We start from the raw sequence: 26,079 nt of genomic DNA, 5'->3' as shown, positions 1-26,079 counted from the left end.
TCTTGATAGGCCTATTATATACTAGGTTGAAACCAAAACAGGAAATAAAATATGTCATTTCTTCTGTCCTAGCTCGCAAAGCGTGTGGTCACTGTATAATCGATATGATTGAACTTGTAATATCGTGTTAAGAGAAATAATTTAAAATCTAAACTTCAGGGTCTAAACAATAAATTACCAGAGAGAAATATAATGGAAATTGTTGACGTTTTATCTAGCAGTGTTGCGATCCTTTTTACCGCTGTTGTGGTCTTGACACTATATCTTGGTATAAAAATAGTGCCGCAATCACAGGTATTTGTTATTGAACGCTTTGGCAAATATACAAAAACCTTAACGGCTGGCTTATCTATCATCGTCCCTTATCTTGATCGGGTCGGATACAAAGTCTCTATCCTAGAACGTCAGCTTCCAGAATTTACAATATCAGTTATCACAAGAGATAATGTTGAGGTGAGGCTAGAAACAACAGTATTTTATCGTGTCGTTGATGCTAGTCGGTCAGTGTATCGCATCCAAGATGTTGGCGGTGCCATCCACACGGCGGCCTCGTCAATCGTACGTTCGGCCGCTGGCAAGTTGGAACTCGATGATTTACAGTCCAGTCGAGAATCTATGAATGCGGAGATTGCCACATTCCTGCAAGAAGCCGCCGAAATCTGGGGCATTGAAATTACGCGCACCGAAATCACCGATGTTATCATTGACGATCAAACCAAAGAAGCGCAGCGCCAGCAATTAAATGCTGAACGTGAACGTAGGGCGGCGATTGCCCGCGCCGAAGGAGAAAAAAGGTCAATTGAACTAGCGGCCGATGCCAAACTTTACGAAGCCGAAAAAATAGCTGACGCGGTTCGCATTGAAGCTGATGCTAGTGCATATGCGATCAAGATAAATGCCGAAGCCGACGCCGAGCAAACCCGTGTCATTGGCGAAGCAATCGAAAAAAATGGTCAGGCGGCCGTGAATTTTGAAATTATGAAACGCCAAGTCGAAGCAATCGGAATGCTAGCCGCTGGCGAATCAACCAAAACTATCATCATGCCCACTGAAGTGACTGGTATTCTTGGTGGACTTGAAACCTTGATGTCCAGCATTCCTAAAAAAGGAAAAACATAAATGAGCCTATTAGCTACATTATCTTACTGGCTGTTGCTTATCGAAGTATGGCTCATCTTGGGTTTGTTTTTTGTCATACTTGAAGTCACACTAGATGGAAGCATGGTCATTTTTCTACCGCTTGGCATTGGTAGTTTCATGAATGGGGCTATCTTAAAGATACAGCACAGCACCCCTATGGACTCTTTCGCATTTCTGCCCGAAACGTGGGAACAAACATTGATAAGTTTTGCTATTTTTACGGTGCTGGCATCAGTCACATTACGTTTTGTAGTGCGCCATAAAAAAGCTGACAGCACGCCAGATGTAAATGATTATTGATTACCAAAAATATGAAGCCTAGGCGCGGGCGGCGCGCTTGCGTGCATGTGGATCAAGATACATTTTGCGCAACCGCAGGTTTTCCGGTGTCACTTCAAGCAACTCATCTTCATTGATATAGGCCATCATTTCTTCCAGCGACATACGCTTGGCAGGCACCAATTTGACCGCTTCATCCGTGCCCGACGCGCGCACATTGGTCAGCTGCTTGCCTTTCAGCACATTGATCTCAAGATCATTATTCCGGTTATGCTCGCCAACAATCATGCCTTGATAGACAGGTGTCTGCGGGCTCACAAACATCAACCCGCGATCCTGCAGATTGAACAGCGCATAAGCCACCGCTATGCCATTATCGGTGGAAATAAGCGCACCATTACGGCGGCCAATAATTTCACCTTTATACGGGGCATAGGAATGGAAAATACGGTTCAGCACACCTGTGCCGCGTGTTTCGGTCAGAAACCGGCTTTGATACCCGATCAGGCCGCGTGATGGTGCCAGAAAAACAAGCCGCGTTTTACCAGCACCTGCCGCGCGCATATCCAGCATTTCACCTTTACGGCGATTCAAACCATCAACCACACCGCTTGAATATTCTTCATCGACATCGATGGTGACTTCTTCCATTGGCTCAAGCCGATTGCTAGCCTCATCAGCCTGGAACAGCACACGTGGACGTGAAACTGTCATTTCAAAGCCTTCGCGTCGCATGGTTTCAATCAGCACACCAAGCTGAAGCTCGCCACGTCCACCAATTTCAAACGCGTCCTTGCCACCACTTTCGGAAAATGTGATCGCTACATTAGTCTCGGCCTCGGCAAGCAGGCGTTCACGGATAACTGTTGACGTCACCTTTTTGCCTTCACGACCAGCCAGAGGTGAATCATTAACGGTGATTGTAACCGACATTGTTGGCGGATCGATTGGCGTTGATTTCAACGGTATTGTAACAGCTGGTGCACAGATTGTATCCGACACAGACGCAATCGAAAGACCCGCGATACAGACAATGTCACCTGCCGCGACCTGATCAACTGGCACACGGTTGGTGCCTTCAAAACGCAAAAGCTTGGTCAAGCGGCCAGATTCAACAACACTGCCATCGAGATTAAGCGCACGTACCGATTCATTAACCGATGCTGTTCCCTGCATAACGCGACCAACCAGACAACGACCAAGATAAGGGTCAGAATCAAGCAAGGTTGCCAGCATGGCAAACGGCGCTTTGGCATCAACTTGCGGCGGCGCGACATGCGCCAAAATACGATCCAGAAGCGGATGCAGATTTTCACGCGTATCATCAAGTTCTTCAACGCACCAGCCATCACGGCCTGATGCGTAAAGAATGGGGAAATCAAGCTGCTCTTCATTGGCATCAAGCGCTACGAACAAATCAAAAACTTCGTCAACAACTTCTTCAGGCCGGCCATCACTGCGGTCGATTTTGTTGATAATCACAATCGGGCGCAATCCTTGCGCCAATGCCTTGCCCAGAACAAATTTGGTTTGCGGCATCGGCCCTTCGGCAGCGTCAGTCAGCAGAATGACCCCATCGGCCATGCCCAGAACACGTTCAACCTCACCACCGAAATCAGCGTGACCTGGCGTATCAATGATATTGATCCGCGTATCTTTCCAGACCACCGAAGTTGGCTTGGCCAGAATGGTAATACCGCGCTCTTTTTCAAGATCGCCTGAATCCATGACGCGTTCATCAACCGCCTGATTATCGCGGAACATGCCGCTTTGCTTCATAATCGAGTCGATAAGGGTTGTTTTGCCATGGTCAACATGGGCAATAATCGCGATATTGCGCAGTTCTTGTGTCATCATCATGTCTCTTGGGTTTTGCCTGTTTCCTCAGGTCTGGTCGCATTCCTACTGCTTAATGCACCATATGGAAAGCCCTAATTTCATCAGCGACATGATGAAGCGCCTTAAACCCATATATTTCTGCTGTTTTATCGCCAATATCGCATTTCCCTAGCGCGATGGGCGGATGATATGCCAGCACAGCATCAGCGATATGAACGCACAGCATGCCGACAGAAACATGACAATAATCATCGTATAACCAAACTGGAACTGGAAATAACCAACCAGCAAGCTAATTAATGCCCCGCCACCAATCTGCAGAAATCCCGAAAGACCCGAGGCAGCACCAGACAGACGCGGTACCACATTCATCACCGATGATGCAGAGTGCGGACTGACAAGACCATTGGCAAAGGCGATGATCGACATTGGAACAAACACATAGACCGGATGCATCATCCCATAGAAAGGCCATTGCGTCATTGTCACCGTCAAGGCCAGCAGCGTACCTGCCATAATGAAACGTGCTGACCCATAAACATGTCCATAGCGCGCCGCGACCCAGTTCCCTGATATATATCCCAGCGATACCATGATGAAATAAGCGCCATATTCGGTTTCTGGGCGCCCCATCTGTTCGATAACGACATAGGCCGCCCCCGCCAGAAAGGCATAATACACACAGGCACTAAAGGCCCAATTGCCAGCCAGCCCGATGAACTCGATATTTTTTAATAAAGGCAGGCCATCGAAAATCCCTTGCCGGCGGCCATCGGCATCGCGCGAAAACTGTACTGTTTCCGGCAGCTTCATGATAATCGCCACCAACAAACACGAACTAACCGCAAACAACATCCAGAACAGCCAGCGCCAACCTATGGACTCGGCAACAAATCCAGAAATTGTCGGCGCCACCATCGGCCCCACAACCATTGCCATCGTTAGATAGCCTATCAAGCTTGCCGATTTTTCACGGCCATGGACATCATTGATGATCACGCGCGCAATGGCCATACCAGACGCCGCACCAATACCTTGAAGCCCGCGCCCCAAAATAACGATAAGAGCTGTTTCCGAAATTGCACAAGCCAGACTACCCAGCGCAAACAGACTCATCCCGATGACAAGTGTTGTACGCCGCCCAAAGCTATCCGAGAACGGGCCCAGTATCAGTTGGGCAATGGCAAAGGCAGCAAAAAATACACTTAAACTTAGCTGTGCGGTGGCATAAGACACACCAAGACTATCAGCCAGAATCGGAATAAGTGGCACCACCACAACCATGGCAAAGCCGCCAATGCCTGAAAGTAGAATCAACAGCAACATTGACGGATTTTTGAAATCAGCTGGACTGTTGCCTGACACATTATATGTGGCAGACACATCATTCTTATCTGGCATTCGGAATACTCTAGCTGCGTGGTTCAGCCTTATTGCCGAACAACCAGCCAAGAACATATGTTGCAATCATCGCCGCGACAAGCTGAGAAATAATAAAACCAGGCGCATCAACAGGGCGAATACCCGAAAAACTATCGGTCAAAGAGCGGGCAAGTGTTACCGCCGGATTGGCAAAACTGGTCGATGATGTAAACCAGTAAGCTGCCGTTATATACAGGCCAACAAGCCATGGCACGGCATCAGGGCGAAACCGGATACCGCCAAAGATAACCATGACCAGACCAAATGTTGCAACCGCTTCTGAGCCCATCTGCGCAGGGCCACTGCGCACATTCTGCGAAATCTGTAGTAATGAGACTTCAAACATGAAATGCGCCAGCATCGCACCACAGACGGCACCCATAATCTGGAACAGGATATATAAAAGCGCCATCGAGGGGCTAATCTCTTTGCGGATGGCAAAAGCTAACGTTACCGCCGGATTGAAATGCGCGCCTGAAACCGGGCCAAACACGGTAATAAGCACCACCAATATGGCGCCTGTTGCAATCGTATTACCAAGCAGGGCAATCGCTATATTTCCGCCTGCCAAGCGCTCGGCCATAATCCCTGACCCGATAACTGTAACCAGCAACATCAGCGTGCCAAGCCATTCGGCAACAAACTGACGCCCTATCGACTGCGCGTTCATGATAATGCACCTATCGCACGAACAGCATCCAATTGTGCTGGCAAATCCAGATCACCTAACGCCAGTAAAGCGCTTATCCGGGCATCCATTTGCGCATAGGTCAGGGCAAAGGCAGCATCGATATCAGCGATGCTACCTGTAACAGCTGCCGGATCCTCGACCCCCCAATGTGCCGTGATCGGATGACCTGGCCATATCGGGCATGTTTCACCAGCAGCATTTGCACAGACTGTTATGATAATATCCATTTTGCCAAACGCATCGCCTGCAAACATATCCCAGCTTTTCGACGCTGCAAAATTGGTATCGATAGCATAGCTTTGCAAAACGGCAATAGCATGGGGATTGGGCATGCCTGTTGGTTTTGATCCGGCGGAAAAGGCCTGATAACGCGCACCACCCCGATGCCGCAGAATACCTTCGGCTATCAATGATCGTGCCGAATTTCCCGTACATAGGAACAGCACATTTCTGGTATCTTGCCCACTATCTGGCCTAGTATCTGACATTATCAAAATCCCTTTAATGACTAGCCATGGATAGCGGGCTAGGTAATGATTAACAGGTCAGTAAAAATTCTAACAATCTGCACAACACTCTAAATGGTCACAGATATATGTCAAAAATGTTAAAGAAAGCCAATTTTCCAAAAAAAATATGTGCGGCCTGCGGGTTACCCTTTGCCTGGCGTAAAAAATGGGCGCGGGATTGGGAACAGGTGCGCTATTGTTCGAAACGTTGCGCTGGAAACCAGAAAGACAGTAAAAAAACCAGCGCGTGACGCAACATGTACGCGCTTTACCCGCCTTTAACCTTGCGGATTGCCATTTCCAGATTGTTCAAAAACCGTGACCGATCCTGCTTGCTAAAGCTTCGCTGACCTTTATGACCCGGTCCGGTGAATAACGGGTCAGCCGCGCGAATATCAGTCATCAGATCACGGGTCGCCAGCTGGTTGCCTATATTGGCCTCGGTAATCACATCACCATCATGTCGCAAAACTGCCGCCCCTGCTGCCACAGCTTTGGCCGCCAGCGGAATATCGGCAGTGATCACGATATCGCCAGTTTTGGCCTGATCAGCGATCCATTTATCAGCTTCATCAGCACCTGTAGCTACGATAATCATATGCACCTGCGGGTGCGGATGCGGGCGAATGCCGCCGTTCGATACGATATAGACATCTAGCTTATGCCGGTTAGCTACCGTGACCGTTTCGTCTTTTACCGGACAGGCATCTGCATCAACATAAATCGCCATCATAGTGCCCTATAAGGTTTACATGGTTGACCCGGCTGGATTGTATCTAATGCGCCATTGTTTCGGCCAGCTGCGTAACGGTCATTTCAATCTGTGCCTGATCGATAATTTCCCCGACCATTCCATTGACCAGCGTTTCGCCACAATCATTCGGATCGATGAAAATACCAAAATCATCATTGCCAAATCTGTTTGCGGGAATCCATGCAAAGATCGGAATATGCCCCTCTGGTGCATGGCGGGCAAATTCATCCGACAAAGCCTCAGGACTGTCAAAATCACAGGTCACGGCAACGCCAACAAAAAAATTCTGCGCGCCCGCTTTGACTACATCCCCAGCTTTACCCACATCCCCAGCTTTGCCCACATTCATAATAACTGGCATGGTCACAATGCAGTTGCGCAGGTTGTCGGTTTTCATCGCCGCGGCCAGATTGCCATCATGATGTTCCATGATGCTGGCAAGCGACACGAAATAAGTGTGCGACGTCGTTTCCTGAGACATATCAATAATCCGTTACTAAATGGTGGGCGTGAAGTCAGCTCGATCAAACCGTCTTAATCTTCTATGATGATCGATGCTGAGCACTTAATGCTTTGCGCTAGCAATGTAAAGCGACGCTCTGCATGTTCATCAATCAGCGCCGCGGCACCAGCCCCCACATGCAGGGTCAGCACCTTTTTGGCAACGCTGAGCCGTATTTTGCCAAGATCGGTTGCTGTGCCCCCACTAAAGAACATGGCAAAGCGCAGCCCCAGACCAATAGCAACCGCCTGTTTGCGATGTGCTTCACCCAGAATATGTCGTAATTCTCTTGGCCGTGCCTTATTCTGCTTCAGTCCAACATGCCGATGATAGACAGCCAGCGCCAGCCAGATCCGGTCTTTATGTGTGACACAGTTGGCAGGCAACCCCAGCACACGGCGGGCGGCCAAATCACCACGTATATCTTCATGCTCGTTCCAGCAAAAATCTGCTAAATAACAAGCCGCTTCGAGTAGCCGGTTGAATTGCTTGCTATCCGAGGTCATCTGCAACGGCTTTAGAAAGGCAAACAGCTTTTCCGGCACATCGGGAAAGCGGCTGTTGTTCTGATAGATTTCCGAACAGACCGCCAGCAGAAAGTCGGCGCGCTCGGCATCATTCAGTTCATACGCGGCGATCACCCCATCGCGGATAGAGCTACCGCTAATTTCCAGCTTGGCCACTTTGGCCGTGCGCATCAAAGCCCGCATGATTCGCGCGGCGGTTGGCATGGTCTTTTTACGACCTTCGGGAATGCCGCCTACATCGGATATGTCACTGACAATATGATTCAGAATGTCAATCGCGTCATCGGCATCGATTTTCAGCCCGTGCAATACCGAAAGTGGATAACGGGTCTCCTCGATAAATGCCAGCCCAAGGGCGCGGAAACTTCCACCGACGCCATATAATTTCAGATTCTTTTTGGCACCAAGCCATTTTACGCCAGCCAGCGCCTTGTCGATATCCTTGTCTTTGAGCGTTGATAGATGCCCGATATTCAGACTGATCGAATATTTCACCTTGCCTTTTTCAAGGCGTACAATTTCCAGACTACCACCGCCAAGATCGGCCACAATACCACTGGCACTTGGGACATTCAGAACCAATCCTTTGCTGACATAATGTGCTTCTTCGCTTTGCGATAGCACGCGGATGGGATGCCCTAGCGCGGCTTCGGCAGGGGTGATGAAATCGGCAGCATTAGTGGCGCGGCGCACAGCTGCTGTGGCCACCGCATATACCCGGCTGACACCCATATTTGACAGCACATGGGCAAAGCGCGTAATCGTTGTCACCGCGACATCGATACGGTCTTGCTTCAAAATTCCGGTTGTATCCAGATTGGCACCAAGCCGACAATTTGAACGTTCATTGAATAGGGGAAACGGATACCGCCCGTTATTGGCATAAACAACCAGCCGTAACGAATTTGAACCGATATCGATAACGGCCACACGTTCAGTGCGGGTTTCAGCTTTGGCTGGCGCCATGGCATAAACAGAAGCTAGAGTCATGCGCCATTCTTGGATAAATGACGCGCGCTGACAAGCAGGGATTGCACAAATAACGATGAAAAATCGATTTAAATGTTGATTATATTTCACCCGATAGAAAATCAGCATACTATAAGTAATAGTTATCGTGATCTGGCTATTGATCCTGACCGGCGCGACCCCATTTCAATAATATGAAATAACCCTTTATGAATAGGCAGAAAATGTCATTACTTACAGGCCAGCTAGATATCGAATGGACATGCCGTCACACTTGGCGGCGGGCGTCCTATAATACGATGTGGTGTCTGATCGGTTGTGCCATTGGCGATCTTGGCACCATCGCGTTTTTTCAATATACGGGCATTCCCTGGTCAACTTTGGCGATCATGTCGCTGGCGATTGTCAACGGGCTTATCACCTCGATCATTCTGGAAACGATTATTCTTAGTCGTCAGATGGCGCTTGATATCGCCATTAAAACCGCATGTGGCATGTCATTGGTCTCGATGCTTGCCATGGAAATAGCGATGAATCTGGTTGATGTTGCGATAACAGGGGGCGCGCGGCTCACCTTCACCGTCGTACCGGTGATGCTGGCGGCTGGATTTCTGGCGCCGCTTCCCTATAATTACTGGCGGCTAAAGGCGCTTGGCAAGGCCTGCCATTAATTTCATCTTCATCTTGACGTTGTGCGGCTTCACCGCTTTGATATGACGATTGATGCAACCAAGGTGATATGATGAAATTTGGAATTCTGGGTGATGCCAAGATCAGCCGTGAAAAATTAATACCCGCGATACAGACAGCCGGTCATGAGATTGTCCAGATTGGCCGCCGCAACCCGGATATGCCATCCGACAATCCGCTTTATAATGGCATGATCCAGTCCAGCTATGAAGATGTGCTGGCTAATCCGGATATTGAGGCGGTCTATATTCCCCTGCCCAATCATCTGCATGTGCCATGGACAATTCGTGCGATAGAGGCTGGCAAACATGTATTATGCGAAAAACCGATTGCCCTAAACGAAACCGAGCTTGACCAGCTTGAGGCTGCATCCCGCGCTTCAGACGTTTATGTTTATGAAGGCTTCATGATCCGGCATCATCCACAATGGGCATGGATCACCGACGTTGATATTGGCACTCCCCATGCCATCCAGACGCATTTCTGTTATCCGCCACGCCCCGCACAGGATGTCCGAAATGTCGCCGACTTTGGCGGCGGGCCCATTTATGATATCGGCTGTTATGCGATCATGGCGGGGGTGCTGTTATTCGGCGGCGCGCCCGAACATATATCTTGTCATGTTGAAATGGACGGTGACCGCGGCATCGAAAAGCTGGCAAGCGGCATGCTGATCTGGCCGGAAGGGCGGCATCTGACCTTTACCGTTTCCAGCAGTTCGGCACTATCGCAGATGGTGCATGTGATCGGCAGTGATGGCTGGGCACGGCTGAATATTCCGTTCAATCCGCAGGGGGCAACAACAGCGCAATGGGGTCAGAACGTCCTTGGTGATGATGCTGAGCGCATGTCATTTCCGGCCTGCGATCAATATGCACTGATGGTTGCAGATTTTGTTGCCTGTGCCAAAGCGGGGGCAAAGCCTGATTTCACCCATAGCCGCGCAACCACGAAAACTATCGATGCCTTGCTCTCTGCGCGGCATCGCTAATGTTGTCATCATCGATCACCCCACAAGATATAAGCCAGACAAGATTTTCGATTTCATTCGGATTCTTTGGACAAGGTGCCTTTTTTGGCATGTGGGGCGTTCTGGTACCTGAACGTAGCGCAAGCCTTGGGCTTGACCCTCTGATGCTGGCCTTGTTTCTGCTGGTTATTGGCATCAGCCTATGTGCTGGCATTGCCTTGGTCACACGGTTTGAACAATATATGCCCACCTCCAGCACATTGCGCCTTGGTGGGCCATTAATGGCGCTTTCCATTGCTGCCTGCTTCTTAACATTGTCTCTACCCGTTTTTTATATTGCCGGCATTTTTACAGGCATTGCCGCCGGGCTTCTCGAAGCCGGATTAAACACCCAGGCATCGCAATGGGAACAGCAATCAGACCGCCGGGGCATGTCATTCTTTCATGCCATGTTTTCGGCAGGTATGCTGATTGGCGCGCTTGTCATCACCAGCCTATTTAAGATGAATATAATGGTTTCAATTGGCATCATCGCCGGTGCCGTTATCTATGGCCTTGGCATGATGCTTCGTAGCCAATGGGTGCGCGATCCCGCACCATCTGCCAACACCAGCGACGCCACCATATCCTTGAACAAAGCCATCATCGCATTTCTTGGCCTGCTGATTTTCATCAGTACCTTAATTGAAGGTGGGGTGGTGGACTGGTCAGCACTGCATCTGCATCAATATCATAATCTGTCACTTGAAGAGGCAGGTCGGCCCGTCCTCATGTTCAGCGTGGCGATGACATCAATCCGGCTTGTCGGCGACCGACTGGCATCCTATTTCCAGACACATCTGTTGCTAGCTATTCCCATGCTGGCGGCGGCGGTTGTTATGACGCTCGCGCTTTATAGCGGCCAGCCAACGATCATTATCATTGCCTATGGATTACTGGGGCTGGCGCTTGGCAATGCCTTTCCCTTAATCATTTCCACTGCAGGTCGCCTAAGCGGCAACAAACCCTTGCGACAGATTTCTATGATTATCGCCTGTGCCTATTTCGGTCTGCTTACCGGGCCAGCCTTGCTTGGTCTTATCGCATATATGATAGATCTGAACATGACCATACTGGCATTGGCAGGGCTAGCCTTGGTTTCGGGTATCGCCTGCCTGTCCTTGCCACGCATCTTGAAACCACATTAATGCCCATTGTCTAAAGCAGGCTAGCCGCCTTTGCATGTGCACCGATCCTATCCCAATCACCATCATTGATCAGCGTGGCTGGGGCAATCCATGATCCGCCAAGACATGGCACATTCGGTAATGACAACCAGTCTGGTGCCGTCGCTTCGGTGATGCCGCCGGTCGGGCAAAACGTCAGATGCGGTAACGGGCTAGCAAGTGATTTTATGAATTTTGGGCCACCTGCCGCCATCGCCGGAAAGAACTTGATAACATCAAACCCCCGTTCGGCAAGGGCCATCATTTCCGAAACCGTTGATGCACCTGGCAAAAGCGGAATATCCGCATCCTGACATCCTTTAATAACAGCTTCGGTTGACCCCGGACTGACCACAAAGCGCGCGCCTGCCGATGCCGATGCCAGTGCCAGTTCGGGCGACAGAATTGTGCCCGCGCCGACAACCATATCGGGGCATTGATCGGCAATGGCGGCAATCGAATCAAGTGCGGCTGAGGTACGAAGGGTAATCTCGATTGTGCGAATATCATTGGCCAGCAGGGTTTTCGCCAACGGCACCGCTTTGCTGGCATCATCAATCACAATCACGGGCATCACATGCCCAAGCCCCAATACATCGTCAATCGTCATCTTAGCATCACTCATTATAGATTTATCAGCGGGTTCACCCCGCCTCCCTGTTCTGCTGGTGCGGATTTACCACGCAAGCTTGCAAATAATGACCGGCCAAAGCCTTCCTGTGGCGCCTGATTTGCAATTGCTGGCAATGGCCGAGCTTCAAGATCAGCCGCAACATTAAGTTCGCCGCTAACCGCATCAAGGGTGATTATGTCACCATCTTTGATCTTGGCAATAGCGCCCCCTGCCACCGCTTCGGGGCAGACATGAATCGCCGCAGGCACTTTGCCCGACGCGCCAGACATGCGGCCGTCTGTTACCAGCGCTACCTTATGCCCCTGTTCTTGTAAAATCGATAATAGCGGGGTCAGACTATGCAATTCAGGCATGCCATTCGCCTGTGGACCCTGCGTATGGATAACAACAATCACATCCTGATTGAGCGCACCATCGGCAAAGGCCGCCTTGACCTCGGCTTCACTGGTAAACACTTTCGCTGGTGCGGTCACAATATGACGGCTGGCATCTACTGCCGATACTTTGATAACTGATTTACCCAACGAGCCGGTCAACATTTTCAACCCACCGGTCACACTATGCGGATCTGATACTGGACGCAGAATGTCCGGATCTTGGCTTTCACCAGCCGCCGGTTTCCATACCACGTCATTATTCGTACCAAAAACAGGTTCGGATGCGTAATCAGCCAGACTGTCACCCCAGACTGTGCGCGCGTCAGCATGAAGTAGTCCGGCTTCCAGAAGCTCGCGGATCACATAACCTATACCACCAGCCGCATGAAAATGATTAACATCAGCACTGCCATTGGGATAGACACGCGCCAATAGTGGCACAATTTCTGACAGATCGGCAAAATCTTCCCATGTCAGTTCAATACCCGCCGCCGCCGCCATAGCTGGCAGATGCAAAGTATGATTGGTTGATCCGCCTGTAGCGTGCAAGCCGACTATGGCATTTACAAATGCACGCTCATCCAGAACCTCGCCAATCGGACGATAATCATCCGACTGCCGCGAAATGGCGGCGGCCTGATGCGTTGCTGCCACTGTCAGCGCATGGCGAAGATCATCATGCGGATGGATAAAGGCCGCACCGGGCAAATGCAGACCCATGATTTCCATCAGCATCTGGTTGCTATTGGCTGTGCCGTAGAAAGTGCATGTGCCAGCCCCATGATAGGCAGACACTTCGGATTTCAGCAGATCGGCACGGCTTGCCTTGCCTTGGGCATAGGCTTTGCGGACAGCGGCTTTTTCATCATTGGCTAGGCCAGTTGACATCGGACCCGCTGGCACAAAAATGGTTGGCAGATGACCAAAGGACAAAGCCCCCATCACCAGCCCCGGGACAATCTTGTCACAAACACCAAGGCAGAGCGCCGCGTCATAGACACCATGCGACAGGCCAATCCCGGTTGACATGGCAATCACATCACGGCTGAGCAATGATAATTCCATTCCGGGGCGCCCTTGCGTGACACCATCGCACATTGCGGGCACGCCGCCGGCAACCTGCGCTGTAGCGCCAACCGAGCGCGCCGCGGCCTTGATAATCTGCGGGAATTTTTCAAATGGCTGATGCGCTGATAGCATGTCATTATAGGCGGTTATGATGCCTATATTCGGCTTTACTTTATCGGCCATTGCCAGCACATCATCCTGATCGCCGCCAGCCGCCGCCGCCGCATGCGCCATATTCGAACAGGATACCGAACGACGGTCACTATCCGGATCATTCTGCATATCGGCAATCGATGCCAGATAGGCCGCACGGCTGTCGTGGCTTCGGGTACGTATGCGGTCGGTGACCGCATCAATAACGCTATGTAATGTCATGATACTTGATCCGTAATAATATCAATGTTGCTAATGGTCTGATGCAACAATGCCGATACTGGCAGACTGCGATCATGTTGGGCTTCGGCCAGCACCGCGCGTTTGGCATCACCCTGTATCAATAACATGATATGCCGTGCTTGTAATATCATCGCCAGATTCATGCTGATACGCGGATGCGCTGGCGATCCCTTGATACCGGTGCGCAAGATGGCTGGCGCGGCATCTGTGTCAAAGGCTGTTACATCAGATATCATATCGGGAAATAACGAGGCAAAATGCCCATCTGTTCCCATGCCCAGCAACATCACGTCAAACGGCCGCGCTATATTTGCCACCGCATCTGGATCGCGCGCCAGTGACACATAATGCGCCTGTGCCGCTTGGCCTTGCAGTAAATGCGTATGCACCAGCAAATCATTCGAGTCCGCATGGTCAGCAGGTACATCACGATCATCAACCAAAGTGATAGTGACCTGTGCCCAGTCAATCGGCATTGTGGTTAATGTCTTAAATGTCGGCACCGGACTTGACCCACCAGACACCACCAGACTGGCCAATCCTTTTTCGGCAATCGCTTGTGATAAATATTCGGCTATCGCAACGCCCACATCTGTCATCACGCATCTCCTACATGTGGATCAATCCACGCATGTGCATCACTCAGAGCCAGATCATCACCTTGTGCTGGCCCCATCGAACCAGCTTTGTATTTATATAGATCATGCTGTTTGATATCCGCGATCAGCGGGTCGATAATATCCCATGCGGCCAGCACTTCATCGAGGCGCATGAACAATGTCTGATTCCCACGCGCCACATCCATCAACAGCCGTTCATAGGCATCAGGCAGGCGTTGATCGAACGTGTCATCAAAAGACAGATTCAATTCAGACGGAAACAGCCGCATACCACCAGGGCCAGGCTCCTTGCTGGTTAATTGCAAACGCAAGCCTTCTTGCGGTTGTAGCCGGATCGTCAGCCGGTTTGGCACATCCGGTTTGGCTGGCGCACCCGGCTTGGTGAAAATATCATGCGGGCGGTTTTTAAAGGTAATCACGATTTCGCTGGCACGTTGGGCAAGGCGTTTGCCTGTACGTACATAGAAAGGCGCACCAGCCCAGCGCCAATTTTCGATCGTCAGTTTCAACGCCACGTAAGTCTCGGTGTTTGAAGTTTTGCCAAGCTCATCGAGATATCCTGTCACTGGCGCACCATTCACCTCGCCAGCTTCATATTGACCCCGCACCACGTCCTCTGGCGCGATCGGCTGGATTGCCCGTAATACGCGCAGCTTTTCGTCGCGCACCTGATCGGCATTGAAATAAGCAGGTGGTTCCATCCCGACCAGACAGACAAGCTGAAGTAGGTGATTTTGGATCATGTCGCGCAGGGCACCATATTTGTCATAATAGGACGCACGGCCATCAACCCCGACCGTTTCGGCCACAGTGATCTGCACATGGTCAATCGCATGATTGCCCCATTGCGACTCAAAAATCGTATTGGCAAACCGCAACGCCATCAGATTCTGCACCGTCTCCTTGCCCAGATAATGGTCAATCCGGTAAATTTGCGCTTCGTCAAAAACATTCAGCAATAATTTATTGATCGCGCGCGCAGAGCTCCCATCATGGCCAAGCGGCTTTTCGACAACAAGCCGACTTTGCGGGACTGCCAATCCATGTGTGGCAATCGTATCACAGGCCGCGCCAAACAAAGTCGGGGCGATCGCCAGATAGAAAATCAACGGGCGTTCAGGCGACAGGCGGCGATTGACCAGCTCGGCCAGCGTGACTCCCCCCTCACCGCTGACAACATCAAGCGCAACGATCCGGATCAACGCGATGAATCCTGCCCATTGCGCCTCGCCATCATCTTCATCGACAATCGCATCAGCGCAAAACGGGCGTAGTGTGGCGGCAAACTCTTCGACGGTCATTGATGTACGGGCGGCGGCGATCAACCGGAATTCGGTGGTGATCTGACCTGCCAGATAGCGCCAGAACAAGGCTGGAAAAATCTTTCGCAACGCCAGATCGCCTGTGCCACCGACAATAACATAATCGCTATCGGGTATTTCTGCGGATTTTGGAATAAGTTCAGACATTATCGTTAGCCATTTTCAAGTTTGTATAAGCACTACTATATCATTTCCGGCGCATGCGGGCGGTAGTATAGCGGTTAGCCATTGCCGCTTGCGCACCCTTTATGCCAGCTAATGGATCAACCGACAACCAGACTGGCACCGTTTCCAGCAACACGCCCATGCGCCCTTGATGCCGGAAACGCGCTGTAAAGGGGCTATCGGCAAGCAGGCTTTGCACATGCGGCACAATCCCGCCGGCAATCACCACCCCTCGCCATGTCCCCATCGTCAACACGGCATTAGCGATCACCGTTGCCAGACAGCCCAGCATCAGATTTACCGCATCACGGGCAATGCCCTTATCGGCCAATGCCGCCGCACCAATCTCAGGCGCGCCAAGCCGTACGGGCATATCGCTATCTTGTGCACGCGCAGCCATGAACGCATAAACATTTTCCAGCCCCGATCCACTAACGACCCGCTCAGCCGATACATGCGGCATGGTCTGGTTCAAAAATGCCAACAGGGCTATTTCATCTGCTGTTCGCGGGGCAAAAGATACATGCCCACCTTCGCCTTCGATCGGCACAAAATCACCATCTGCGGGGATTAAGGCCGAAACCCCAAGGCCGGTACCTGGCCCGATCACCAATAAAGGCGCCTTATGGTCAGACGCACCTGCACAAATCTGTACATTGCCATTTGCCGTTGGATCACTTTGCGCAAGCGCCTGTGCGGTAAAGTCATTGATCACCAGAATGCCGTCAACGCCAAGCGCCTGCATCAATGCCCCCTTGTCAAACGCCCAGTGATTATTCGTCACATCAACAAGATCGTCATTCACCGGCCCGGCAACAGCAACCGAAAGATAGCTTATCGTAATATCAAGCGGCCCCAGAAACGCGGCAATCGCATCGGCAAAGGTCGGGTATGATGCACATGTCATGATCCGCACATGCGCCAGCGGCGCGGTGGCATCGGCAGCCACGCCAAAGCGCACATTCGTGCCGCCGATATCTGCAACCAGTAAACTCATTCTGCTTTATCTCACCCTATGCACAACCCAGCTCCAAGGCCAAGTCATATAGCTAGAGCCCAGACACCCACAGGCAACGGCCTATGTTTGATCGCAATAATGTTTCAAACGCATGATACTGTGTTCACCCTATCTACGTCCATAGTCAGACATATCAAATTGGGCATTTATAATAACTATCGTACCAATTCCAATCGCGGGCGACCCCATGAAATCGGCCATAAACAGATTCGCCGATCTGCTGGGATATCTTAAAGAACATGTAATTCTAGCAGACTATGTAATGCTGGATTCATCCTGGCTTTCGGCTTCAAAATGCTTGGCAAAGGCGGCAAAAAACTGCCCAGCCAGCTTTTTCGATGTTGAATCAATCAGCCGTGCGCCAAGCTGGGCGATCTTGCCGGTGACAGCCGCCGTCACGTCATAGGACAGCCGCGTCCCCGCACCATCATCAATCGGGCTCAGCGTCACCTTGGCCGATCCGGTGGCACCGCCAGCAACCCCGCCACTACCTTTTCCCGAAATCGTATAGGCATGCGGCGGTTGCAGATCAGACAAGGTCACATTACCGCTGAAAAGTGCCGAAACCGGACCAATTTTCAATTTTACCTTGGCTGACAGGGCGGTGTCGCTATCACGGGTCAGCTCTTGGCATCCCGGAATTGTCGCTGCCAGAATTTCGGTATCATTCAAGGCTGCCCATACAGTCTCAACCGGTACCGGAATGTCATATGTATCTTTAAGTTCCATGCCTGCTTCCTGCTAAATAGACCCCAGCCATATCGAACTGAGTGATATAGTCATTATCTGCCAAATAATACTGAACTGACTTGGTAAAGTGCGTTATCCTAGCACCTTAATACATTTACACTGAACAGAAACCCCTATGGAACATCCAAATGGCACATGACGTCAATTACTTGCTTGAACTGGCCGATGACTGGCGACAGGCAGGGCATAAACTTGCCATAGCTTTTGTGATGCAGACATGGGGGTCATCACCACGTCAGGCGGGGTCTATCATGCTGATACGTGATGATAAACATATCGAAGGTTCGGTATCGGGCGGTTGTGTCGAAGCGGCCGTTATCGACGCCGCATCGGCCGCACAGCTTGGCGGCACTGGCACACGTCTTGATTTTGGCGTGACTGATGAAACCGCTTGGGATATTGGCCTATCTTGTGGTGGGTCGATTGCTGTTCTGCTATGCCCGGTTGGTGATCAGGGGATTGATGCCAACACCCTCTCCCGCGCCGCCGCGCAAAGCCGCGCCCGCAAGACGGTTCGCTTTGCCCTCAACGCCAGCACCGGCAAAAGTGAAGCCGCTATGTCGATACCTGCCGATATAACGCAATCGCAGATATATAACGACACGCATTTCATTTTTATCCAGCCGCCCGCCCCGCGCCTGATCGTTGTTGGCGGCGTTCATATTGCCCAGCATCTGGTTCCTATGGCGCGCCGTATCGGCCTTGATGTAACGCTGATAGATCCGCGCAGCCGCTTTGCCAATGAAGCCCGTTTTATCGATTGTAACATCATCACCGAATGGCCGGAAACCGCATTGCAGACGATGACGCTGGATGCCCAGACAGCGATGATAACGCTGACGCATGATCCGAAAATTGACGATGATGCGCTGATCCCGGCGCTGGCCAGTGATATGTTTTATATCGCCGCCCTTGGCAGTCGGCGCACACATGAAAAACGCGTCACGCGATTACTGGCGGCAGGATGCGATGCCAACAGCATTACCCGCATTCACGCCCCCGCGGGGCTGGATATCGGCTCCAGACATCCGGCAGATATTGCCATATCAATTCTGGCCGAATTGATCGCCACACGGAATGGCAGATGATCGGACGCAAGATCACCGCCATCATTCTGGCTGCTGGCTTGTCCAGACGTATGCAGGCAGGGACCAAATTGCTGGCACCGCTTGGCGGCACACCACTAATCCGGCATAGCGTGAAAAATATTTGCCAGACCCAATTTGATGAAGTCATTGTGGTAACAGGCCATAAGGCCAATTCGGTGATTGATGCGCTAGACGGCCTGCCAGTAACAATTGTCCGAAACCCCGATTATACATATGGTCAGGCTAGTTCGATAAAGGCAGGGCTAAAGGCCATGGCCAAAGACACTGATGATGTATTGATCGCACTTGGTGATATGCCATTGATACCACCGATATTGATCAACGAATTATGCGCGGCACATAAAACCAACCCCGCAGCCGATAACACCATCACCTTACCATTCTGCAAAGGTCAGCGCCGTAACCCGGTGATCTTTGGCAACGCATTTTTCGAATTATTGGCCGCATTGCAAGGCGACGAAGGAGCTCGCCCAATCATAAAGGATCATGCCAGCTCAATCAGCCGGATTGATTGGCCTGATATAGCGGCATTTATGGATGCCGACACACCCCAGATGCTGGACACTATCAGGACGCATTTTGATAGGCATTTACAATAATTCTATCAGGCCCAAACGCACAGCCCCAAAACCCAACCTAGAAAAACGCTTGCAGTCCAGTCTGCGCCCGCCCAAGGATAAGCGCATGCACATCATGCGTGCCTTCATAGGTATTCACCGTTTCTAGATTCTGCGCATGGCGCATGATATGATACCCGATCTGAATACCGTTACCCCCATGCATATCACGTGACGCGCGTGCAATATCCAGAGCCTTGCCACAATTGTTACGCTTCATGATCGAAATAATTTCTGGCGCAAAGCGGCCTTCATCCATCAACCGTCCAAGGCGCAGTGACCCTTGTAATCCCAAGGCAATTTCGGTTTGCATATCGGCCAGCTTTTTCTGGAACAATTGAGTCTGTGCCAGTGGACGATCAAACTGTTTACGATCAAGACCATATTGGCGCGCGCGATGCCAGCAATCTTCGGCGGCACCCATAACGCCCCAGCTAATGCCATACCTGGCGCGATTAAGACAACCAAATGGCCCCTTTAACCCCTCGACGTTGGGCAAAATCGCATCTTCGCCTACCTCAACCGCATCCATAACAATTTCACCAGTCACCGATGCGCGCAAAGACAGCTTGCCGCCAATTTTGGGTGCTGTCAGACCAGCCATGCCTTTTTCCAGAATGAACCCTTTAATCTTGCCATCATGCGCGTCCGACTTCGCCCAGACAACAAACACATCGGCGATAGGCGCGTTCGAAATCCACATTTTCGAACCTGTAATCCGATAACCATCACTGGTTTTTTCAGCCCGTGTTTTCATCGCCGCCGGATCCGATCCGGCATCTGGTTCGGTCAAGCCAAAGCACCCAATAAAGTCACCACTGGCCAGTTTTGGCAGATATTTCAGCCGTTGTTCTTCTGATCCATATTCATAGATCGGAAACATCACCAGCGATGATTGTACCGACATCATCGAACGATAGCCTGAATCGATGCGCTCCACTTCACGGGCGACAAGCCCATAGGCAACATAACTAGCACCAATGCCACCATATTGTTCAGGTACCGTAACACCCAAAAGGCCCGTTTGCCCCATCAGGCCAAATAACTCGGGCGCGACAGTCTCGTTCATATATGCGTTTTCAACACGCGGCAAAAGATGCTCAGCCGCAAAAGCGGCGGCGGAATCGCGGATTAATCTCTCGTCTTCTTCAAGCTGGCTTTCCAGCAAAAACGGATCATCCCATACAAAAGGCTGCATCTTCGACATAACGGTCTCCAGAACCAAAATCACCTGATCGTAAGTGGTATTTTAAGCACCATCTTTCAAGCACCCTAGCAAGCATTCATAAGAAAACCATTGATTGGTATCTCGGCTTCAAGTGCCATTTTACCATAGCGCGCAAATGGCGTGACAGCTACACTTCTATCATGGCGCCTTCAATTTCGACATCTTCATCATTCGCTATGCTATGCCGTACATGCGGGCAGACCGGCTTCATTGGTGACGATGTTGCACCGCAAACCTGCCCGTCATGCCATGGGCACGACATAAGAAGCCATCCCGAAATGTTCGACCTGAACATCGCCCATATTGATTGTGACGCCTTTTATGCGTCTGTGGAAAAGCGCGACAATCCTGAACTCCGAGACCGGCCCGTCATTGTCGGTGGCCGCGAACGCGGCGTTGTTGCGGCGGCCTGCTATATGGCCCGCAAGGCTGGTGTCCATTCTGCGATGCCAACATGGCGCGCTATCAAAAAATGTCCTGATGCGGTGATTATCCGTCCCCGGATGAATCATTACGTTGCCGTCAGCCGCCAGATACGTGACAAGATGTTTACCCTGACACCATTGGTACAACCTGTCTCGATTGACGAAGCCTTTCTTGACCTTAGCGGCACCCGTGCCGTGCATCGGTGCAGTCCGGTCGAAGCGCTGGTACGCCTGCAAAGTGAAATCCGCGATCAAATCGGCATCACCGTATCGATTGGATTGAGTGGTACAAAGTCGCTGGCAAAAATGGCTTCCGATCGCGACAAACCTGACGGACTATTCATCATCGGCATGGATCATGTTGATGACTGGCTGGCTGGACAGGATCTTGGCGTTCTCTATGGCTTGGGGAAAGCCGCCATCGCACGGTTGAATGCCGCCGGCTTTTATACATGCGGCGATCTCGCCACTGCAGATATGCAGGCACTTCGTATCGTTCTTGGCAAGCAAGCTGGCCAGATTCAGGAACTTGCCCGCGGCATTGACCCGCGTCCGGTTGCGCCCAATGCCGCCGCCAAAAGTATTTCAAGCGAAACCACCTTCAATAAAAACCTGTCTAGCTTTGACGACCTGGAAGCCGAACTAGAAGCCCTATGCCTGAAAGTATCGACCCGCCTGAAAGCCAATAATATTCGTGGCTCACGCCTGACAATAAAATTAAAACGTGCCAATCACCAGATATTGACGCGAAGCAAAACCATGCAAACCAGCACCAATAAGGCGCATATACTGTTCGCCATATCGCGTGATCTTGTCAAAGCCGAAGTCGCACCCAACCGTGCCTATCGTCTGCTTGGCGTTGGGGTTGATCAATTTGGCGATAATGCGCCTGATGCTGATCTGTTTGATAAGTTTGAAATGGATGATAAACGGGCTGACCGGCTTGAAGATGCGCTTGATAAGGTGACGCGCAAACTTGGTCAGGATGCGGTGATAAGCGGACGACGTTTCCAGCGTAGCAAAAAGCCGGTCAAGCCAACATGATCTCCAGCTTTTATCTGTTTCTCGCACTTGGGGCGGCTTGTGGCGGTTTTGTAAATGGGCTGGCCGGATTTGGCACCGCCCTGTTTGCACTTGGTTTCTGGCTTCATATCATGCCGCCAGTGCAAGCCGTTGCAATTACTCTGGCGGTATCCATTACCACTGGCGCGCAGGGTGTCTGGGTGGTACGCAAGGCGATCCGCGCCAACCCCCGACGCCTGTTATGGTTTCTTCTACCAGGTATCTGCGGTGTACCTATTGGTGTTGCCAGCCTGTCCTATCTTGATGCCAGCATCCTGAAGCTTGTCATTGGCGTGATCTCTATCGTCTATGGTTTATTTTTTCTCGCCCAGAGATCACTGCCGCGGGTGACCCGTTCAATGCCGGTGGCCGACGCGCTGGTTGGGTTCATATCGGGGATTTTTGGTGGTGCCGCTTCCTTGTCGGGCGCGCTGATGATGATGTGGAACGCGGTACGCGACTGGCAAAAGGCGGAAATTCGCGCGGTTCTGCAACCATTCAATTTTGTGGTTCTGTCATGCGGCACCGCGATGCTGGCCGTGAACGGTGCTTACGATATACAGACACTTTCCTATCTGGCACTGGCGATACCAGTGGCGCTAATATCCGCACAGCTGGGCATTGCCTTATTCAGACGCATGCAAAGTGACGCTTTTCGGCGTCTGCTTATTGTCATGATGCTGATTTCGGGTTGCGTTCTTGTGATCCGCAACCTTGCCTAAAGTCCGCCAATCTGCGACAGCATATCATCAAGCATGATATTGGCCTGATCGCCGGTGATCTTGATCTTGTTCATCACCTTGGTCTGCAAGCCCATCTCGAATTGTAATTGGCGTCCCTGTGACGAAAGACCCGCTTTGCCGGACGGCGTGGCCTCAGCAAGGCCCGATGCCTTTAGCCGCACGCTATCTTCCATATCTATGTCAAAATCACAGCACAGACGGATGAAATGTTTAAAATCAGCAAACGCGCAATCAGGGTTGTTTTCGGCAAAAATATCAAGTGCTTTGAGCATTTTCTGCGAGGTCAGTTCGCGCTGTTCGGTTTGCATATCAAGCTGATGCGCCATATTGGCGGTGATCTTTTTGACAAGCTCAACCTTGTCGGCGCCCATGGCCTTTGGCGTATCATGCACCATACATAACGAGCCCAGCGCATAATTATCCTTGTTAATCACCGGAAATCCGGCATAGCCCTTTTTGGCACCGCCATTCCTGATATTCGGGAAATCCTTGAATTGTTCACTTTCACTCAGATCCGCCGCCAGCAATGGTTCTGTATTGAGCAATACATAAGAACAGACATTATGGACATTACGCAGGCTTTTACCTTCGGTTTCGCGTCCGGCGGCAGCGATATGGCATTGATGGTCAGCGTCAAAAAGACTGAAGGTCGCTGTATCAAAGCCGGTGATATCCTGAGCCAGATCACAATATATCTGGAACAGATCGCCTTGGTCATGTTCAAGCATGCCGGTTTTCACGACAGCTTGCGCACGGCGTTCTTCATTCGCGGGTCTTGGTGCCAATTCAACAGTCATTAAACGCTCCCATGTGTCAGGGTTCCGGCGATACCCATCACTATTTTTAAATTAGAATTACCTTATAAAATGTTGCATAGCTTTGCGGTCTTTTCAATATGTCAGGACTGCCGGACTTGATAAAATCTGCCAGATAGGTCATAAACGAATAACCGTTGGGGTGTTCATGTGAACTGAGAGGCCGTCTGGCTAACCCATAGAACCTGATCCGGGCAATGCCGGCGTAGGAAACGGATATAACTCCGCTCTTATCCGGTAATCGCGCGTCGAAATAGCTGACGAAGTGTAACCTTATGAGTGATATTGTTCTGACAATTGCAGGCTCTGATAGTGGCGGCGGTGCCGGTATTCAGGCTGATCTGAAAACTTTCAGCGCCTTGGGCGTCTATGGTGCCAGTGTCATCACCGCAGTCACCGCCCAGAACACCAAAAGCGTAACGGCTGTTCATGCCATTCCTGTTGATGTGATTGCCCGGCAGATCGACGCTGTGCTGTCCGATCTTGATGTCAAAGCCATCAAAATCGGTATGCTGGCAAACCGCGCCGTGATCGATGTGGTCGCCGACAGCCTTGCCGATTTTAACGGACATATCGTGCTTGATCCGGTGATGATCGCTAAATCAGGTGACGCCCTGCTGGCTGATGATGCCGTGGCACATCTTCTGGAAAGGCTGGTGCCGCGCGCCAGCCTGCTGACGCCGAATTTGCCTGAAGCGGCGCATCTTCTGCGGGTGCCGCAAGCCGATGATGAAGGGCAGATGCAGACACAGGGCAATGCGCTACTTGCCAGCGGCGCCAATGCCGTGCTGATGAAAGGCGGGCATGGCAATGCGGATATATGCACCGATATTTTGTTTCACGTGAAACATTCGCCACTTCGCCTGACCGCGCCGCGCCGCGATACTGTCAACACGCATGGCACCGGCTGTACCCTGTCATCTGCCGTAGCGGCAGGCTTGGGACGTGGTCTGGATATGGCTGACGCCGTGACGCAGGCTCATACCTATCTGCAAGGGGCGATCAAGGCGGCAGACAATCTCAACATAGGTAGCGGGCATGGTCCCGTTCATCACTTTCATGAGTTGTGGGCTAATGGATGATATCTCAATCATTGGTGGCGGTGTTGCTGGTCTTTGTGTCGCCAGCGAGCTTGTTGCCCGCGGTGTGCAGGTGCGCATCTATGACAAGGCTGGCAAGCCCGGCCCGCATGGCTGTTCATGGTGGGCAGGTGGCATGCTAGCCCCGTTTTGCGAGTCCGAAAGCGCCGAAGAACCTGTGCGTATTTTCGGAAGCCAGGCCACCGGATGGTGGCAACAGCGCACCAAGGTGGTGACACGTGGATCGCTGGTGCTGGCATCAGCTCGCGATACAGCTGACCTTAACCGTTTTGCCCGGCTGACCGAAGCGCATGAAACGCTTGATGCGGATGCCATCGCAAGATTGGAACCTGATCTTGGCACGCGTTTTCCCCGTGGGCTGTTTTTTGCCGATGAAGCACATATCAACCCCAGACAGGCCTTATCCGACCTTTATGAGTCGCTGGTACAGGCAGGTGCCGAAATGATTGCCAGCACCACGCCAGCTTCGCTTAACCGCTATATTGACTGCCGTGGTTTGAGTGCGCGCGACAGCATGGCGGATTTGCGCGGCGTCAAAGGCGAGATGTTGATTATCCGTAGTGATGACATTGCAATGACACGGCCGGTACGTTTGCTACATCCGCGTATGCCGCTTTATATCGTTCCGCGCGGCGATGGCATTTATATGCTGGGCGCGACCATGATTGAAAGCCAAGACAGCCAGCGTATTACAGCGCGCTCAATGCTGGAATTGCTCAGCGCCGCCTATGCACTCAATCCAGCCTTTGGCGAAGCCGAAATTCTGGAAACCGGCGTTGATTTACGCCCTGCCTTTAATGACAATCTGCCAAAAATTCGGCGGGCGGGTCAGGTGATATATGCCAATGGCCTGTTTCGGCATGGCTATCTGCTGGCACCAAGCTTGGCACGGCAGGTTGCCGATCTATATCTTGATAATATCCGGGGGGCCTTTGTCGATGAAACTTTCGGTTAACGGAGAGAGCGTGGAGGTCGCGGCCACCACTATCGCCGCCCTGCTCGCAGAGCTTGCCTATGATGGCAAGGTGGCAACAGCGCTGAATGAAGAATTTGTGCCTGCCAGCCACCGCGATACAGCCATATTACAGGCTGGTGACCGTGTCGAAATCCTAGCCCCCATGCAGGGAGGTTAA

General features: G+C 51.4%; 28 protein-coding genes and 1 riboswitch. Of the genes, 13 read left to right on the top strand and 15 right to left on the bottom strand.

The features are described 5' to 3' along the window. The first annotated feature begins 192 nt into the window (after nucleotides 1-192). Both SAR116_RS10285 and SAR116_RS10280 read left to right on the top strand, forming a co-directional pair. Complete coding sequence (locus tag SAR116_RS10285; RefSeq protein ID WP_013046874.1) at nucleotides 193-1,119, top strand: SPFH domain-containing protein; 927 nt, start codon at nucleotides 193-195, stop codon at nucleotides 1,117-1,119. Beyond that, entirely contained in the window at nucleotides 1,120-1,440 is a 321-nt protein-coding gene (locus SAR116_RS10280) for an NfeD family protein (RefSeq protein WP_013046873.1), read from the top strand. It abuts the gene before it with no gap. A gap of 18 nt (nucleotides 1,441-1,458) precedes the next feature. Here the strand turns inward: SAR116_RS10280 and typA are convergent, their stop codons facing one another. The 4 genes from typA to SAR116_RS10260 form a co-directional block, all read right to left on the bottom strand. Beyond that, nucleotides 1,459-3,273 (bottom strand): translational GTPase TypA, encoded by a 1,815-nt coding sequence (gene typA, locus SAR116_RS10275; protein ID WP_148212410.1) that lies wholly within the window; start codon nucleotides 3,271-3,273, stop codon nucleotides 1,459-1,461. 153 nt (nucleotides 3,274-3,426) lie between these two features. Beyond that, on the bottom strand, nucleotides 3,427-4,659 hold the full coding sequence (locus SAR116_RS10270) for a multidrug effflux MFS transporter (protein ID WP_041860916.1): 1,233 nt from the start codon (nucleotides 4,657-4,659) through the stop codon (nucleotides 3,427-3,429). Between the two features lie 10 nt (nucleotides 4,660-4,669). Beyond that, nucleotides 4,670-5,350, bottom strand: coding sequence for an MIP/aquaporin family protein (locus tag SAR116_RS10265; protein ID WP_013046869.1), 681 nt, complete (start codon nucleotides 5,348-5,350; stop codon nucleotides 4,670-4,672). After that, complete coding sequence (locus tag SAR116_RS10260; protein WP_013046868.1) at nucleotides 5,347-5,859, bottom strand: arsenate reductase ArsC; 513 nt, start codon at nucleotides 5,857-5,859, stop codon at nucleotides 5,347-5,349. Before SAR116_RS10260 ends, SAR116_RS10265 begins: the two co-directional genes overlap by 4 nt. A 107-nt stretch (nucleotides 5,860-5,966) precedes the next feature. Here SAR116_RS10260 and SAR116_RS13510 point away from each other — a divergent pair, with 107 nt between their 5' ends. Next, on the top strand, nucleotides 5,967-6,131 hold the full coding sequence (locus tag SAR116_RS13510; protein ID WP_083775283.1) for a DUF2256 domain-containing protein: 165 nt from the start codon (nucleotides 5,967-5,969) through the stop codon (nucleotides 6,129-6,131). 17 nt (nucleotides 6,132-6,148) lie between these two features. Here SAR116_RS13510 and SAR116_RS10255 read toward each other — a convergent pair whose 3' ends face one another. From SAR116_RS10255 to SAR116_RS10245, 3 genes are read right to left on the bottom strand one after another with little or no spacing between them, the layout of a single operon-like run. Continuing rightward, the gene (locus SAR116_RS10255) at nucleotides 6,149-6,613 is read right to left on the bottom strand and encodes a YaiI/YqxD family protein (protein WP_013046866.1); all 465 of its coding nucleotides are present in this window, start codon (nucleotides 6,611-6,613) and stop codon (nucleotides 6,149-6,151) included. A gap of 43 nt (nucleotides 6,614-6,656) precedes the next feature. Beyond that, on the bottom strand, nucleotides 6,657-7,115 hold the full coding sequence (locus tag SAR116_RS10250) for a hypothetical protein (protein WP_013046865.1): 459 nt from the start codon (nucleotides 7,113-7,115) through the stop codon (nucleotides 6,657-6,659). Between the two features lie 53 nt (nucleotides 7,116-7,168). Next, nucleotides 7,169-8,653 carry a Ppx/GppA phosphatase family protein gene (locus SAR116_RS10245; RefSeq protein ID WP_190275443.1) on the bottom strand — a complete coding sequence of 495 codons (1,485 nt, stop codon included), beginning with the start codon at nucleotides 8,651-8,653 and terminating at the stop codon, nucleotides 7,169-7,171. A gap of 203 nt (nucleotides 8,654-8,856) precedes the next feature. On the opposite strand from SAR116_RS10245, the gene SAR116_RS10240 reads away from it, so the two are divergent. From SAR116_RS10240 to SAR116_RS10230, 3 genes are all read left to right on the top strand, one after another. Next, a complete protein-coding gene (locus SAR116_RS10240) occupies nucleotides 8,857-9,303 on the top strand; it encodes a DUF4396 domain-containing protein (RefSeq protein ID WP_041861417.1) in 447 nt (148 codons plus the stop codon). A 68-nt stretch (nucleotides 9,304-9,371) separates the two neighbouring features. Next, nucleotides 9,372-10,313, top strand: coding sequence for a Gfo/Idh/MocA family protein (locus tag SAR116_RS10235; protein WP_238531148.1), 942 nt, complete (start codon nucleotides 9,372-9,374; stop codon nucleotides 10,311-10,313). Then, nucleotides 10,313-11,479, top strand: coding sequence for an MFS transporter (locus SAR116_RS10230; RefSeq protein WP_041860914.1), 1,167 nt, complete (start codon nucleotides 10,313-10,315; stop codon nucleotides 11,477-11,479). The genes SAR116_RS10235 and SAR116_RS10230 overlap by 1 nt, the downstream gene beginning before the upstream one ends. A gap of 10 nt (nucleotides 11,480-11,489) precedes the next feature. On the opposite strand, the gene eda is transcribed toward SAR116_RS10230, so the two are convergent. The 6 genes from eda to SAR116_RS10200 all read right to left on the bottom strand — a co-directional run bounded on the left by eda (nucleotide 11,490) and on the right by SAR116_RS10200 (nucleotide 17,826). Next, nucleotides 11,490-12,122: a bifunctional 4-hydroxy-2-oxoglutarate aldolase/2-dehydro-3-deoxy-phosphogluconate aldolase gene (gene eda / locus SAR116_RS10225; RefSeq protein ID WP_041860913.1), complete on the bottom strand. Its 633-nt coding sequence runs from the start codon at nucleotides 12,120-12,122 to the stop codon at nucleotides 11,490-11,492. Then, nucleotides 12,122-13,951 carry a phosphogluconate dehydratase gene (gene edd, locus SAR116_RS10220; RefSeq protein WP_013046858.1) on the bottom strand — a complete coding sequence of 610 codons (1,830 nt, stop codon included), beginning with the start codon at nucleotides 13,949-13,951 and terminating at the stop codon, nucleotides 12,122-12,124. The genes eda and edd overlap by 1 nt, the downstream gene beginning before the upstream one ends. Further along, entirely contained in the window at nucleotides 13,948-14,571 is a 624-nt protein-coding gene (pgl, locus tag SAR116_RS10215) for a 6-phosphogluconolactonase (RefSeq protein ID WP_013046857.1), read from the bottom strand. Before pgl ends, edd begins: the two co-directional genes overlap by 4 nt. Further along, nucleotides 14,571-16,061 (bottom strand): glucose-6-phosphate dehydrogenase, encoded by a 1,491-nt coding sequence (gene zwf, locus SAR116_RS10210; protein ID WP_013046856.1) that lies wholly within the window; start codon nucleotides 16,059-16,061, stop codon nucleotides 14,571-14,573. The genes pgl and zwf overlap by 1 nt, the downstream gene beginning before the upstream one ends. A gap of 40 nt (nucleotides 16,062-16,101) precedes the next feature. Then, on the bottom strand, nucleotides 16,102-17,076 hold the full coding sequence (gene glk / locus SAR116_RS10205; RefSeq protein WP_013046855.1) for a glucokinase: 975 nt from the start codon (nucleotides 17,074-17,076) through the stop codon (nucleotides 16,102-16,104). Between the two features lie 276 nt (nucleotides 17,077-17,352). Next, the gene (locus SAR116_RS10200) at nucleotides 17,353-17,826 is read right to left on the bottom strand and encodes an SRPBCC family protein (protein ID WP_013046854.1); all 474 of its coding nucleotides are present in this window, start codon (nucleotides 17,824-17,826) and stop codon (nucleotides 17,353-17,355) included. 149 nt (nucleotides 17,827-17,975) lie between these two features. On the opposite strand from SAR116_RS10200, the gene SAR116_RS10195 reads away from it, so the two are divergent. Together SAR116_RS10195 and SAR116_RS10190 are read left to right on the top strand one after the other, a co-directional pair. Then, on the top strand, nucleotides 17,976-18,935 hold the full coding sequence (locus SAR116_RS10195; protein WP_013046853.1) for an XdhC family protein: 960 nt from the start codon (nucleotides 17,976-17,978) through the stop codon (nucleotides 18,933-18,935). Next, the gene (locus SAR116_RS10190) at nucleotides 18,932-19,555 is read left to right on the top strand and encodes a nucleotidyltransferase family protein (protein WP_049757532.1); all 624 of its coding nucleotides are present in this window, start codon (nucleotides 18,932-18,934) and stop codon (nucleotides 19,553-19,555) included. The genes SAR116_RS10195 and SAR116_RS10190 overlap by 4 nt, the downstream gene beginning before the upstream one ends. A 37-nt stretch (nucleotides 19,556-19,592) precedes the next feature. Here the strand turns inward: SAR116_RS10190 and SAR116_RS10185 are convergent, their stop codons facing one another. Then, complete coding sequence (locus tag SAR116_RS10185) at nucleotides 19,593-20,771, bottom strand: acyl-CoA dehydrogenase (protein ID WP_407921264.1); 1,179 nt, start codon at nucleotides 20,769-20,771, stop codon at nucleotides 19,593-19,595. A 170-nt stretch (nucleotides 20,772-20,941) separates the two neighbouring features. Here SAR116_RS10185 and SAR116_RS10180 point away from each other — a divergent pair, with 170 nt between their 5' ends. Together SAR116_RS10180 and SAR116_RS10175 are read left to right on the top strand one after the other, a co-directional pair. Further along, on the top strand, nucleotides 20,942-22,270 hold the full coding sequence (locus SAR116_RS10180) for a DNA polymerase IV (protein ID WP_083775281.1): 1,329 nt from the start codon (nucleotides 20,942-20,944) through the stop codon (nucleotides 22,268-22,270). Continuing rightward, on the top strand, nucleotides 22,267-23,010 hold the full coding sequence (locus tag SAR116_RS10175) for a sulfite exporter TauE/SafE family protein (RefSeq protein WP_013046849.1): 744 nt from the start codon (nucleotides 22,267-22,269) through the stop codon (nucleotides 23,008-23,010). The genes SAR116_RS10180 and SAR116_RS10175 overlap by 4 nt, the downstream gene beginning before the upstream one ends. Here SAR116_RS10175 and SAR116_RS10170 read toward each other — a convergent pair. Further along, entirely contained in the window at nucleotides 23,007-23,828 is an 822-nt protein-coding gene (locus SAR116_RS10170) for a GAF domain-containing protein (RefSeq protein ID WP_013046848.1), read from the bottom strand. The genes SAR116_RS10175 and SAR116_RS10170 overlap by 4 nt on opposite strands. A 146-nt stretch (nucleotides 23,829-23,974) precedes the next feature. After that, a riboswitch (TPP riboswitch) is annotated at nucleotides 23,975-24,075 on the top strand. Between the two features lie 46 nt (nucleotides 24,076-24,121). Here SAR116_RS10170 and thiD point away from each other — a divergent pair. The 3 genes from thiD to thiS are packed head-to-tail and all read left to right on the top strand — an operon-like array spanning nucleotide 24,122 to nucleotide 26,079. Further along, nucleotides 24,122-24,928, top strand: a complete 807-nt coding sequence (gene thiD / locus SAR116_RS10165) for a bifunctional hydroxymethylpyrimidine kinase/phosphomethylpyrimidine kinase (RefSeq protein WP_013046847.1) — start codon at nucleotides 24,122-24,124, stop codon at nucleotides 24,926-24,928. After that, on the top strand, nucleotides 24,921-25,901 hold the full coding sequence (locus SAR116_RS10160; RefSeq protein WP_041860912.1) for an FAD-dependent oxidoreductase: 981 nt from the start codon (nucleotides 24,921-24,923) through the stop codon (nucleotides 25,899-25,901). The genes thiD and SAR116_RS10160 overlap by 8 nt, the downstream gene beginning before the upstream one ends. Continuing rightward, on the top strand, nucleotides 25,885-26,079 hold the full coding sequence (thiS, locus tag SAR116_RS10155) for a sulfur carrier protein ThiS (RefSeq protein WP_041860911.1): 195 nt from the start codon (nucleotides 25,885-25,887) through the stop codon (nucleotides 26,077-26,079). The genes SAR116_RS10160 and thiS overlap by 17 nt, the downstream gene beginning before the upstream one ends.

The sequence above is a fragment of the Candidatus Puniceispirillum marinum IMCC1322 genome, from assembly GCF_000024465.1.
Classification (GTDB): Bacteria; Pseudomonadota; Alphaproteobacteria; order Puniceispirillales; family Puniceispirillaceae; genus Puniceispirillum; species Puniceispirillum marinum.
This window is presented reverse-complemented; position numbering and strand designations above follow the sequence as displayed.

Excerpts from the sequence above, each read along its gene's own strand:
- SAR116_RS10285 (WP_013046874.1), top strand. The coding sequence starts at position 193 with ATGGAAATTGTTGACGTTTTATCTAGCAGTGTTGCGATCCTTTTTACC.
- SAR116_RS10280 (WP_013046873.1), top strand. The coding sequence starts at position 1,120 with ATGAGCCTATTAGCTACATTATCTTACTGGCTGTTGCTTATCGAAGTA.
- typA (WP_148212410.1), bottom strand. The coding sequence starts at position 3,273 with ATGACACAAGAACTGCGCAATATCGCGATTATTGCCCATGTTGACCAT.
- SAR116_RS10270 (WP_041860916.1), bottom strand. The coding sequence starts at position 4,659 with ATGCCAGATAAGAATGATGTGTCTGCCACATATAATGTGTCAGGCAAC.
- SAR116_RS10265 (WP_013046869.1), bottom strand. The coding sequence starts at position 5,350 with ATGAACGCGCAGTCGATAGGGCGTCAGTTTGTTGCCGAATGGCTTGGC.
- SAR116_RS10260 (WP_013046868.1), bottom strand. The coding sequence starts at position 5,859 with ATGTCAGATACTAGGCCAGATAGTGGGCAAGATACCAGAAATGTGCTG.
- SAR116_RS13510 (WP_083775283.1), top strand. The coding sequence starts at position 5,967 with ATGTCAAAAATGTTAAAGAAAGCCAATTTTCCAAAAAAAATATGTGCG.
- SAR116_RS10255 (WP_013046866.1), bottom strand. The coding sequence starts at position 6,613 with ATGATGGCGATTTATGTTGATGCAGATGCCTGTCCGGTAAAAGACGAA.
- SAR116_RS10250 (WP_013046865.1), bottom strand. The coding sequence starts at position 7,115 with ATGTCTCAGGAAACGACGTCGCACACTTATTTCGTGTCGCTTGCCAGC.
- SAR116_RS10245 (WP_190275443.1), bottom strand. The coding sequence starts at position 8,653 with ATGACTCTAGCTTCTGTTTATGCCATGGCGCCAGCCAAAGCTGAAACC.
- SAR116_RS10240 (WP_041861417.1), top strand. The coding sequence starts at position 8,857 with ATGTCATTACTTACAGGCCAGCTAGATATCGAATGGACATGCCGTCAC.
- SAR116_RS10235 (WP_238531148.1), top strand. The coding sequence starts at position 9,372 with ATGATGAAATTTGGAATTCTGGGTGATGCCAAGATCAGCCGTGAAAAA.
- SAR116_RS10230 (WP_041860914.1), top strand. The coding sequence starts at position 10,313 with ATGTTGTCATCATCGATCACCCCACAAGATATAAGCCAGACAAGATTT.
- eda (WP_041860913.1), bottom strand. The coding sequence starts at position 12,122 with ATGAGTGATGCTAAGATGACGATTGACGATGTATTGGGGCTTGGGCAT.
- edd (WP_013046858.1), bottom strand. The coding sequence starts at position 13,951 with ATGACATTACATAGCGTTATTGATGCGGTCACCGACCGCATACGTACC.
- pgl (WP_013046857.1), bottom strand. The coding sequence starts at position 14,571 with ATGACAGATGTGGGCGTTGCGATAGCCGAATATTTATCACAAGCGATT.
- zwf (WP_013046856.1), bottom strand. The coding sequence starts at position 16,061 with ATGTCTGAACTTATTCCAAAATCCGCAGAAATACCCGATAGCGATTAT.
- glk (WP_013046855.1), bottom strand. The coding sequence starts at position 17,076 with ATGAGTTTACTGGTTGCAGATATCGGCGGCACGAATGTGCGCTTTGGC.
- SAR116_RS10200 (WP_013046854.1), bottom strand. The coding sequence starts at position 17,826 with ATGGAACTTAAAGATACATATGACATTCCGGTACCGGTTGAGACTGTA.
- SAR116_RS10195 (WP_013046853.1), top strand. The coding sequence starts at position 17,976 with ATGGCACATGACGTCAATTACTTGCTTGAACTGGCCGATGACTGGCGA.
- SAR116_RS10190 (WP_049757532.1), top strand. The coding sequence starts at position 18,932 with ATGATCGGACGCAAGATCACCGCCATCATTCTGGCTGCTGGCTTGTCC.
- SAR116_RS10185 (WP_407921264.1), bottom strand. The coding sequence starts at position 20,771 with ATGCAGCCTTTTGTATGGGATGATCCGTTTTTGCTGGAAAGCCAGCTT.
- SAR116_RS10180 (WP_083775281.1), top strand. The coding sequence starts at position 20,942 with ATGGCGCCTTCAATTTCGACATCTTCATCATTCGCTATGCTATGCCGT.
- SAR116_RS10175 (WP_013046849.1), top strand. The coding sequence starts at position 22,267 with ATGATCTCCAGCTTTTATCTGTTTCTCGCACTTGGGGCGGCTTGTGGC.
- SAR116_RS10170 (WP_013046848.1), bottom strand. The coding sequence starts at position 23,828 with ATGACTGTTGAATTGGCACCAAGACCCGCGAATGAAGAACGCCGTGCG.
- thiD (WP_013046847.1), top strand. The coding sequence starts at position 24,122 with ATGAGTGATATTGTTCTGACAATTGCAGGCTCTGATAGTGGCGGCGGT.
- SAR116_RS10160 (WP_041860912.1), top strand. The coding sequence starts at position 24,921 with ATGGATGATATCTCAATCATTGGTGGCGGTGTTGCTGGTCTTTGTGTC.
- thiS (WP_041860911.1), top strand. The coding sequence starts at position 25,885 with ATGAAACTTTCGGTTAACGGAGAGAGCGTGGAGGTCGCGGCCACCACT.